A 13,051-nucleotide genomic window follows, 5' to 3' on the forward strand; every position below is an offset into this window, starting at 1 on the left:
ACATTCTAAAGCCTCTTCTACAATTTTCACTCTTTCTTCTTCAGTATATTTTCTAATAAAATTCCCACTCATAATGCACCCCTCCATTCATTAATCCTAGTATAGTTCCATTCGAATTATGAGTCTACTTTTCCATGGGGGCCTATGAGTTGTCAATTGTCCATTGTCAAATGTCAATTATATAATTTGTTACAGCTGTGAGCCTTGAATTTAGCTTTGTCTAATTTTATATCTTCAGCTTAAATTTTACTCTCTTAAATTAAAAAGAAACTGGACCAAAGTCCAGTTTCATCCTTAACTTTTTACTGTTAACTATTAACTCTTAACTATCTAAACTCCAGTTTCCTCCATCACTGTCTAACATCTAGACAACAGCTTAGTGTTTTTTACCACTGATATTTATATGAAACATATTCTTCTTCTAAAACACGTAAAGTATATCCTTTTAAATCTATATTATATTTCTTAGCTACTTCAAAAACTTGTTGTGATACTTCATTCACTGTCATACCAAGTTGTGAAATATTCAAATTTAATACATCATCTTTATTTAAAAGAGAGTTTTTTATTATTTCATCTAATTCTTCTTTACTATAAACCCTTACAAATTCATTCCCATTAATATCTGTTTCTAAAACATTCATGTTTTCAGCAGAATATTTTGTTCCATTAGCAGCTGGAAAGCTTTGCTCATATTCTCCTCTTATATGGTCTTCATTAAACTTTGTATCATCTAAATTAAAATATCTATGGGAAACCTTTAACATTCTATCACTAGAATTTGTGTAAGTAGGGTCATCCCAAGTAGCATCAACATTATACCACTGTCCATCATCTAACTTAACCATGTTCCAAGCATGTCCAACATTACCTTCTAGATTTCCTGTAACATACTTACACTCTATTCCTACAGCTGTTAATAGTTCATGCATTGCCTTTGCATAACTTTCACAAACCCCTATTCCATCAATTAAAACTCCATATGAATTATGATCTTCTGGAACATATATTCCCTGTTCATAATTTTCCACGTCATATTCAGCATTTTCTACTATATAATCATGTATAGCTAATTCTTTTTCTGCACTACTCATATCATCAGTTATAATATTTTTTATAATATCATTAACTTTAATTTTTACTGCTGCTTTTTCCATATCCATAGTTTCTTTATCTAAAGAATACTTAAAATTTATATTTAAAATTCTTTCTGAGCTATTCATACCACCGAAAATATTTGCTTCTGCACCTGTATATCCATAGTTTATATCTGGATTTTCAATAAGAATCTCATTTATCTTTTTTAAATTATAATCATTATCATTATAATTACTTATCTTTACAATTAAATTAGTATCAAACTTTTCTAGTGCTGTTTTCAATGCAGCTTTATATTCCGCTTGTGAATTTATAACTACTGTTTCATCTCCAGTAATACTTTTTTTCTTCACAGTAGCATAAAATTCTTTTACATCGGAAACTTCCCCTTTACTTAAAACTGCTGTTAATTTTACAGTAACATCTTTTAATATTGGTCTTCTTACTTTGCCTTCACTACTTATAACTGTATTATTACTACTTGTCCACTTTATACTTACATCTTTTTCACCTTCTATAGGTAAATTCAAATTATCTGTTACATTGGACAAATCGCCTAATGTTAAATTTTCTTTTGCCCATTTAACATCTTCACTATCTGTATTAGGAATTTCTTTTGATTTTATATTCTTAATTAATTCATTTGATACAAATTTTTCGCCACCTAAAGCGATTATTTTAGTTGTATCTGTTACTTTTTCTTGTAAAATATTTAATGTTTTTTTAGTAATCTCATTGTTAGTCAAAACTATCGGTCCATTAGTATCTCCAGCCAATACTGATGCCGTTAACGAATCTACTAAATGATTATTATTTCCATTAGCTATATAAAGACTTTCTAAATCACTAGAATAAAACTTTTTAATAACTTCACCATTGGTTTCATATCTATCTTTTCCAAATATTCTTTCTGCTTTTACACTCTTTATTAAGCTTTCTGACAATAAAGTTTCTCCACCAATAGCATAAACCTTTTCTGCATCGTAAGTGACACTTTTTAATTGTGATGAAACATTGTATTTATCCTCTGCTAAAATTATTGGCATAGAATTTTTAGATGCTATTGGTGCTATAGAAAGTGCATCTGGTATAGCACTTCCTGATACCAAACAAACATTTTTACAATCACCATTTAAACTTTTATATTCTTCTAATATATTTAATGCTGTTTCGTATCTATCTCCGCCCCCTAACCTTACAGTTAATATGCCATTTAATAAAAGTTCTAATTCAACTTTATGAGAAATATTAGACTCTCCTGTTGGTATATATACTTTTTTTACATTTCTACTTTTTAACTCTTTTAAAATTTCACTATTAACTTTATCTTTTAAATCATTTAAAAGAATAGGTGCCTTTAATTCATAACCCAGTGGTGCCACTGTTAAAGAATCAACTAAATTTTTATCAGCAGCTGGTGCTAGAATAGCTTTATTTATATTTAAAGAATTATTTTTATAAAATTCTTCTGCTACTTTAATTGAAGTTTCTATTCTATTTTCTCCTGCTAATCTTATAACTTCACCCTCATTATCTACAGCTAAAACAGGAATAGTAGTTAAAGATAACATACCTGCAATGCAAAAACTTAATAACCTTTTACTTTTTAATATCATAAAATCTTTCCCCTTTATATAATAAGTATTTTAAATTCACAATAACCTAATTATTATATCGTAAATTTATACTAAAATTTTACACTATAACAATATAACACCTTACAAAAATTAAAAATTAAGTTTTAACTTATTACTAAAAGCTTTTTATTCTCAAGACAATTGAACAAATTTATAAATTCCTACTAAATTAAGATAACTTTTAAATATTATTAAAATTAAAACAACACCTTAAATATTTAAGATGTTGTTTTAATAATTATTCTATCCAGTTATATTGTTGAACTCTATTATTATTTTGCATAAGATATGCTGGAACATAGCCTTGATTTGGTAGTTCATATACATTTCCTGAACTTAAACCTACTGCATATACCATTGACCATTCTAAATCTTGTGGTGCAGCAAAACAGATAAAATCTTCCTCTGGTATTCCCCAATGTTTTACTATCTCTTTCCAATTGTTATTATTACTATCTTCTATTATTCCAACAGTATGTCCTTCTTCTAAAAACTTCTTAACAAGATTTACATTTGCTATTAAAAGCGCTCTTGCCTCATCTGCTGTTATAACTTGATTTTGAGATTCTTCTTTTTCTTCAATTTTTTCATCTACTTGAGATTCTTTATTTTCCTCTTTATTTTCATCTGATTCTTTTACTATCTCTATTTCTTCTTCATATTGTGGTTGCTCTACTATATTTTCATCTATTTGGTTTTCTTTTTGAATTTCTTCTTGATTTTCTTCGATGTCATTACAGACACTAATATTCGTTTTTTCTGTATTGTTATTGTTAGTGTTACTTTCCACCTTTAATTCTTCATTAACCTTAGTATCATTTCTCTTTTCCGTACTTATAGTTACAGTATTAGTTTCTTTATTTTTAGCATTTTTTGTTGGATATGCACATCCAAGTAATGTTAAAGCACAAAGTAAAATTGATATAATCTTTTTAAAATTCATAGTATAATTCCTCCTGAAATAAATCCAAAATAATCTTTTGATTAATATAAATAAATTAATTTTTTAATATAATAAAAATATTCATGCTCACATTTTATAATTTTTTTAACTACCTTCTTTTCTATAAATTTAAGTACACTTTTACTAAGCTAAAATAATACACAACGTTTAATAAAAAACTATTCTTTCCATTTATATTCTTTTGCAATTTCCCCATTTTCCATAAAATATGCTGATGTATAACCTTGAGTTGATATACTATATACATTCTTTGAACTCATTCCAATAGCATAGTTTCTTACTGCATGTGTATCACTTTTTAATATAAAATACATAAATTCCTCTTGTGGAATGTCCCAATGTTTTGAAATATCACACCACCCCATACTAGGATCATATTCTACCTTCTCCATAAGATATCCACTATTTAAGTTTTGCCCTACAAGTCTTAAATCTGCAACTCTTATAAGTTCTTTTGCACTTTCTTCTGTTATTGGTTCATTTTTAGGTTTTGATACATCTTCATTTGATGTTTTTTCTTCTGTTATTGTTTCTTCTTGTATTGTTTGTTGTTGCTTATTTTCTACTGCAACATTTTCTTTTTGTGAAACGTTTTCTTTATCTTCACTAGCTGAATTCTTTTTTTCATCTTCCTTTTTAGTTTCTTCTTTTACTTTATTATCGTCTTTTTTCTCAGTACTTTCAGTTTTAGGTTTAGTTTCTTCTTTTTTATTTTCTTCCTTTGAAGAACTACATCCCACCAATGTTAAAGTACACATTAAAATTAATAAACCCTTTTTAAAATTCATTGTATAATACCTCCAAAATTAACTATTCTTGTTTTAACATTAATGTATAAAATAGTATATATTTGTTTTATGTTTTTAAATTATTTTTTACTTTTATATGTTTTTTGTAATATATTAGAGTTTTTTATTTAAAAAGCTCCAAAATGAAACATAAATTTAATAAATTCTTCTTTAAATGTACACTTAAAATTAATTTCAACATCATTGTACTGCTAATATGTAAAATAGTACATAGTTTTTTAAAAACTGTAACTATTTTGTAATTTAAGACTTTAATACAATAAAGTTCTTTGTAATTTGTTGTAAAACAAGTGAAATTAATTCCATAAAAAAAGACTATCTAATCTAACTTTTCTAGATTAAATAGCCTTACGTTATAAAGTAATTTTCAATTATCATATTTCTTATATCCAACTTTCTTTATTATTATTGTATTAATTTTCTTCCATCAACTAATATGCCTATAAATAATATTTTTAAAATCTCTATTGATAAATATACCAATTATTTTTATAATTGGATTAAATAAAATATTAAAAGACAATCATAGATTTCTCTATCATTGCCTTTTGCTATATTTAACTTTAGTCTATATTTCTTTTAACTCATTTATCTTCTCTTCTAATTGAGCAAGCTTGTCTTTACTTTCTTCATTTACCAACTCTTGCTGTTCCTTTGATAATTCATCAAAATATTCTTTAGTCTTTATTATCACTTCTTCATCTTTTAGGTTAACATCACTTAATTCTGGTAATACACTTATTTTATCTGTTACAAATCTTGCTGCACCTTCATCTATAATATATCTTTGTATTCCTTCAACTGTTTTTATTTTTTCCATATCTTCCATAAGATTTTTGAAATCTAATACTACCTTCATATATCCATTTTCAAAATATTTACCTAAGTTTACATTTTTCAATACTTTAATTTTAGCCCCATATTCTATTGCATCATGAAATCCTACTTCATCAATCTTGTTAGGGTGCCACAATTTTGAAGAATCAAATTGCTCTATAGTATTTGCTGAATATATTACTTCATTTTGTATATCTTCTATTGTTTTTAAACTTTCACTTTTGATTTCTTTTAAATTAAAATAGTTTTCACTTAAAAAGTCCCTCACATCACAAAATCCATGAAAATATTTATACATTATTTTTTCAAATTCTCTTACATTAGATGTACTAACTACCTCATTGAATATATTTATACTTGTTTCTTCTTGTGAAATATACTCTTTTTCTACTTTTTCACTTTCCTTCTTATTATGACTTCTTACTGCAAAATATATTTTTCCTCCTTCTTTTTTTAATTGCTCAAAATCTTTTATAATTACCTCTTCTTCATCATACACCATTATTGAGTTTATAGATTTTTCATCATCAAACGATGAATATATTTCTACTACATCATCTTTCTTTAGACCAGTAATTTTTATTACACCACAACCATTACTATTATTTATTATTGTTATATTCTCTGCAAGTAGTGGTATGCTTATTGTTTCTTCGCTTACTATTACTATTCTTATTACTTCTTCTGCTTTATTTCCTGCTGCATCTTTTGCATTATAGTGTACTTCATAAGTTCCTGCTATTTCTGTATCTATTTTTTCTATTTCTTTCTCATCTTTTGTGTATGTTATTTCTGCTTTTAAATCTTTATCTTTATTATCTGTAATTGTTACGCCTTCTTCTTTATAATCAGCTCCATTTTCTATTATTATAGTTGTATTTCCCTTTAATTTTATTATTGGTGCCTCTTCATCTACTGTAATTCCATTTCTTAACTCATCTAATTTTTTTTCTAAACTATTAAGTTTATTTTTACTTTTTTCATTTACTAACTCTTGCTGTTCCTTTGATAATTCATCAAAGGATTTTCTAGCATCATTTATTACTTCTTCATCTTTTAAGTTAACATTATTTAATTCTGGTAATGAGTTTATTTTATCTGTTCCAAATCTTGCTGCACCTGCATCTATAATATATCTTTGTATTCCTTCAACTGTTTCAAGTTTTTTTCTGTCTTCATGTGGATTTTTAAATTCTAATACTACCTTCTTGTACCCATCTTCAAAATATTTATCTAAATTTACATTCTTTAATATATTAACTTCATTTCCATATTCTATAGCCTCATAAAACTTTCTTTTATCAATATTCTCATAATCCCATGATCTTGAAAAATCAAAATCCCATACAATATTTGCTGGATGTATTACTTTATCTTGTATATCTTTTATTGTTTTTAAATCTTTCTTTTTTATTTCTTTTAAATTAAAATAGTCTTCATATAAAAACTTTTTCATACAATAAATTCCATCACGATATTTATACATTGTTTTTTTAAATTGTTTTAAATCAGATGTTTGAATTATTTCATTGAATATATTTTTACTTGTATCTTCTTGCGAAATATATTCTTTTTCTATCCTTTCACTTTCCTCTTTATCATTACTTGTTAATGTAATACATATTCTTCCTCCATCTTTTTCTAATCCATTAATACCTGATACAATTACTTCGTCATTATACGCATTTGTCACTGCTATAGGTGCCTCATCTTTAATTGACAAGTATATTTTCACTGTATCATTTCTCTGTAAACCAGTAACTTTTACTACACCACAACCATCACTATTATTAATTACTGTTATATTTTCCACCAATGGTGATCTACTTATTGTTTCTTCACTTACTATTACAGTTCTTATTACCTCTTTTGCTTTATTTTCTGCTTCATCCTTTACGTTATAATGTACTTTATATATTCCCCCTATTTTTGTATCTATTTTTTCTACTTCTTCCCCATCTTTTGTGTATGTTATTTCTACTTTTAAATCTTTATCTTTATTATCTATAATTGTTACTCCCTCTTCTTTATACGTTCCTCCATTTTCTATTGTTATAGTTAACTTTCCTTTTAACCTTATTATTGGTGCTTCTGTATCTACTTCAATTTTACCTTTTAACTCATCTAATTCTTTTTCTAAATTATTAAGCTTTTTTTCACTTTCTTTATTTACTAAGTCTTTCTGCTCCTTCGATAATTCATCAAAAGATTCTCTAGCATCAATTATTTCTTCTTGATTTTCTAAACTAACATTATCTAGTTCGGGCAATGTATTTATTTCGTCTGTTACAAATCTTGCTGCACCTGCATCTATAATAAACTTTTGTATTCCTTCCACTGTTTTAAACTTTTCTTTATCTTCATGTGGATTTTCAAATTCTGATAATACCTTCATATATCCATTTTCAAAGTGCTTATCTAAATTAACATTTTTTATCACATTATTTGTATAACCATATTTTATCTCATTACGAAAATCTATTTCATCAATATTTTTAGAATCCCATACTCTTATAAAATCAAAGTTCCATACAAAGTTTACTGGATATATTATTTCATTTTGTATATCTTCTATCGTTTTTAAACTGTCCTTTTTAATTTTTTTTAAATTAAAATAATTTTCATATAAATAGCCTCTAACGTCATCAAATATCAAATGACCTTCATATTTTTCCATTACATCTCTAAGTTCTACTATACTAGATGTGTTTATTATGTCATTTACTATAATATCACTTGTTTTCTCCTTTGAAATGTATTCCTTTTCTACTTTTCTACTTTCCTTTTTATCTTTACTAGTTACAGTAACATATATCTTACCACCTTCTTTGTCTAGTTTTTTAACATTTCTTATAACTACTACTGCTTCTTCATCATATATATTTTCCCATCCTATATACTCATCATCTGTAGATGAGGAATATACTTTTACAATTCCATCTTCATGTAAACCTGTAATTTTTACTACACTATAACCATTGCTATTATTTATTACTGTTATATTTTCTTCAAGTGGAGCTTCGCTTATTGAACTACTTTTATCTATTTCTTCTTTTACTATTACTGTTCTTATTACTTCTTTTGCTTTATTTCCTGCTGCATCTTTTACGTTATAATGTACTTTATAAGTTCCCCCTATTTTTGTATCTATTTTTTCTACTTTTTCTCCATCTTTTGTATATGTTATTTCTGCTTTTAAATTTTTATCTTTATTATCTGTAATCGTTACTCCTTCTTCTTTATATTCTCCTCCATTTTCTATTGTTATAGTTGATTTTCCTTTTAATTTTATTATTGGTGCTTCTGTATCAGAATTGCTTCCACTACCAGAGCTTCCTCCTGATGAACCTCCACTACTTGGTGAAGTTATCGTTCCTACATTATTTTTTCCACTTGAAATTACATCTTTATTTCCTTCTAATTTATCTATCTTACCTTTTTCTGTATCAATTTTTATATCTGTTACATTTTTATCTATTTTTACGGTCTTAATTTTACCATTGTTTTCAATTTTAGAACCTTTAGAGTTTTCATTCATCTCTAATTTTTCTATTTCTGACTTCTCAATTAATTTTAAATTTGCTTCTTTACCATCTATAATAACTTCTGATATTTTTCCTGATACTGAAAGCTTTGTTTTATCTCCAACAGTTATTTTAGATATTTTTCCTTTTTCTATATTAGCTATAGCTGCTCCATTTATATCGTTTACAGTTATATCTTTTACTTTACCTTTATTTAAAAATGTGCCATCTTTTATATCATCTATTATTACTTTCCCTTGTAAATCACCGTTATTTATAACATCACCATTAGGCATATCTATTGTTATATTTCCAGTATGTGCTTCATTTAACTCTACAGTAATTTCTTTATTTGTTTTCATTTTATAATTTTCAGTTACTTTTTCTTTAGGTTTAAACCTTATTAAATCTTTATTTTCAGCTCTTGCAATGGCTTTTTTAAATTCATCTAAAGTAGTTACATCTATTGCCCTAACTACTTTTAATACATCATAGATTTCTTCTATAGTTTTATGATTTATCCCATGCCCTACTCGCATTATTGTTTGAATTTGTTTTGAGCTCAAAAACTCCTTCTGACCTTTGCTAAGTTCATTACCTATAAGCATAACTGGAGAACTTTCTTTTGCTGCTAATGGACCTGCCGATAAAGCATCAACTAATTGGTTTTCTTGAATAGAACCATCTTTTGTAAGATATATGTTCTTTATATCTTTAGATTCATAAAATTCTTTTAATACCTTTGCATTAGTTTCTAATCTATTTTCTCCACCTAATCTTTTTGCATTTAATGATATTTCTATATTATTAGATATTACAGATTGTCCACCAATTACATATGTTTCATTTGTTTTATTTTCTTTTATAAAATTCTCTACACCTTTTAGGCTATTTCCATCAGATAATACTATAGCCATATCATTTTCTGAGGCTGGAGCTGCAATACTCATGGCATCTGCCAATCTTCCATCCATACCATTTACAATAGCTACTGATTTTATATCTAAAACCTTAGCAACATTTAATGAAGTCTCATATCTATCATTTCCTGATAATCTTTCAACTTTAATTCCCATGTCACTTAAAGTTTTTTCAACATTTTTAGATACTACATTATTTCCACCAACTATAGTTATATTGTTAACACCCAGTCTAACTAATTCTTCCTTAGTTGCTTCTGTCAAATTATCTTTTTCCGTTAATAAAATTGGTGCATTTTTCATTTTTGCATATGGAGTAGCAGCTAATGCATCTACTAATGCTGTAGAATTAACTAAAATTGCATTTTCAGAAGTTTCCCAACCTTCTTTACTTACAGCTACTGCTGATTCATATCTAGTTTCTCCTGCTAGTATTTTTTCTTTAATAGTTTTATTAGATTCAACAGCAAATACTGTCGTTCCTAACGCTGTAACACTTGCCCCTATTAAAAGAGCAGAAATAATTTTTGATTTTCTTTTCATTTTTTAACCTCTCCCATTTCCCCTTTTATTTTTATAAGCATTTTATATATATTAAAAAATTCACTTAATATTTTAATAATATTTACTACATTTAGAATTATAGTGCATACTAAAATGATTGTAAATTCCATTTATTACTTTTTGTTTATTATATGTTAATTAATATTATAAATGTAATTTTTTTAAATATAATTAAATATAAATAAAATTTGAAAATTATTTCTCAAGTTTTTATTTAGGCTCATATATTAAATAATTTTTACTAATAAAAAAAGACTATCTAATCTAACTTTTCTAGATTAAATAGCCTTACGTTATAAAGTAATTCTCAATTATCATATTTCTTATATCCAACTTTCTTTATTATTATTGTATTAATTTTCTTCCATCAACTAATATGCCTATAAATAGTATTTTTAAAATTTCTATTGATAAATCTAAAAATTTTTTCACTAATTTTCCACCTTTCTTTTATTAATCTAATTATATTTATTTTCATTAAGCTTAAAAGTTTTTTGTACTATGTTATTTTAATTATTGTGCTAACTTTCTTCCATCTACCAATACCCCTATAAACATTACTCTTACTATTTCCATTGCTATTTTTGTTACTTTTTTCATTCATCTCTCCACCTTTCCTCTTGTTGATTTAATTATATTCCCTTTGCTTTAAACTAAAAATTTATTTGGATTAAAATTAAATTTCATCTTTGTAATGTTTCCTTATATTAATGTAATAACTTTCTTCCGTCTACCAATACCCCTATAAATAATACTTTTAAAACTTCCATTGTAGCCTTTGATGCTTTTTTCATAATTAACTCAACCTTTCCTTTTGTTAATATAATTATATTTTCTAAATCTTAATAGCAAATAACCGTAATCTTAACTAAACATTAACTTAAAAAAAATTACATTTTTTAGTTAAGAGTTACTATTGAATAATTAATAGTTTTGGTTATTACTACTCACTTTGCTCCTAGTAATTCTCAACGTATTTTTAAAATTTAGTTCTGTTAACAAAATCTAAGTAATCAATTCCTCCAAGTTCTACCTCCATCACAAGAGGGACAGGTTCATTTGTGGCTACTTTCTTCGTTTAAATTGTAGATTCCACAATTGCTGTATTCCCATAATAAGACAAATAAAGAACCAGTACCTAACTGGTACGCTGCTTTGCAGCTCAAGTACTGGTTCTTTCCTCTGTAAATTATTTTATCTAGCCTTTTTATTGAGTACTAGAGTTTTTTATGGTACTACAACCTAAGTGAACCTGTCCTTCTTGTTACGGCTGTGAACTTTGAATATATCTTTAGTTTGTTTTATATCTTCAGCTTAAATTTTACTCCCTTAAATTAAAAAGAAACTGGTGATCCAGTTTCATCCTGAACTCTTAACTATTAATTATTAACTCTTAATTATTTAAGGGACTGGCTAACTTTTTTTATTTACAGTAATTAAATTGTAAGAGCTACTTTCTATTTTATGGGTATACACCATTCGTGCCTGTCCCATTTGTTACGGCTGCGAACCTTGAATATATCTTCAGTTAGTTTAATCTCCCAAACTCAAATTTTACTCCTTCTAATTCAAAAGAAACTGGCAGCCCAGTTTCATCCTGAACTCTTAACTTTTAACTATTAACTCTTAACTAACTAAACTCCAGTTTCCTCCATCATTGTCAAATGTCAATTGTTAATTCTTTCAAGTTGTTCATTGTCAATTACAAAAGCCAACCTCTTATTAGAGATTGGCTTTTTTATTATTGTTTTTTATCTTTTACTTTATTAACTTCATCTAAACTTACTTCTAATGTTTCAGCTATGGTTTCAGCATCCATACCTTTTTTCAACATTAACCCTATTGCTTTTTCCATACCCTTTTCTATTCCTTTTTCTATTCCTTTTTCTATTCCTTTTTCTATTCCCTTTTTTTCAACTTCTGGATCATATAATGTTTTTGTCATTGTAATCACCTCTTCTTCTATTCTTTCATCTTTAAAGTAATTTCTATTTAAATATTCAATTAGGTTTTGTATTGCAAGTAACATTTTATGAAAATCTTGATGTAATATCTCATTTTCTTGCAACAATTCTTGTGATTCTTTAGCTATTTTTGATGCTATTCCTCTTGCCTGTAGTGATAGTTCTTTTATTCTATTTATATCATTTTTTCTTTGTGCTTTGTCTAACTCTTTTCTTAGATTAAATAATTGTAGTGGTAGTAATGGGTACATCTTCTTCTCTATAAGTTCTTCATCAGTGTACTCCCAATATTTCATTACTGGCACTGTATATATTATTTTTTGATTATCAGAGAAAATTATTCTTAATTTTAGTATGTCTTCTATTTCTCTATTTTCTTCAAAGAATATTACCCTTTGTCTTGGAAAATATATTGTTTTTATATCATGTTTAGTATTCTTATTTTGATTGTTTGTATTTAAATCTTCTTTTCCTTTGTTAAATCCATATTCAAACATCCTAATAACCATTGTATTATCATTTTTAGTTTGAAATTCTATATGGTAGTTCACTTTACTGTCATCTTGGTTTAACATGTTAAAAAACACATCACCTCTAATTATGTTTAGGTCACTATCCACAAACTCATTATTACTTACAGAAATTTTCACTTCATCAACATTAAAGTTTTCATTAAATACTCCATTTAATAATTTAATTAATACCTTTTCTGATGTTGAAAATAAGTATTTTAA

5 protein-coding genes are annotated in these 13,051 nt (G+C 26.3%); all 5 read right to left on the bottom strand.

Annotated features, from left to right (window positions below):
* Positions 1-386: 386 nt before the first annotated feature.
* Positions 387-2,714 (bottom strand): cell wall-binding repeat-containing protein, encoded by a 2,328-nt coding sequence (locus ACYUE0_RS17070; protein ID WP_460271775.1) that lies wholly within the window; start codon positions 2,712-2,714, stop codon positions 387-389.
* Between the two features lie 259 nt (positions 2,715-2,973).
* Positions 2,974-3,678, bottom strand: a complete 705-nt coding sequence (locus ACYUE0_RS17075) for a hypothetical protein (RefSeq protein ID WP_460271777.1) — start codon at positions 3,676-3,678, stop codon at positions 2,974-2,976.
* Positions 3,679-3,857: 179 nt separating this feature from the next.
* On the bottom strand, positions 3,858-4,487 hold the full coding sequence (locus ACYUE0_RS17080; protein WP_460271779.1) for a hypothetical protein: 630 nt from the start codon (positions 4,485-4,487) through the stop codon (positions 3,858-3,860).
* Between the two features lie 589 nt (positions 4,488-5,076).
* Positions 5,077-10,332: a cell wall-binding repeat-containing protein gene (locus ACYUE0_RS17085; protein ID WP_460271781.1), complete on the bottom strand. Its 5,256-nt coding sequence runs from the start codon at positions 10,330-10,332 to the stop codon at positions 5,077-5,079.
* Between the two features lie 1,762 nt (positions 10,333-12,094).
* On the bottom strand, positions 12,095-13,051 hold a 957-nt coding region (locus ACYUE0_RS17090; protein WP_460271783.1), incomplete at its 5' end, for an RpnC/YadD family protein.

Source organism: Clostridium sp. CTA-19 (assembly GCF_054767855.1).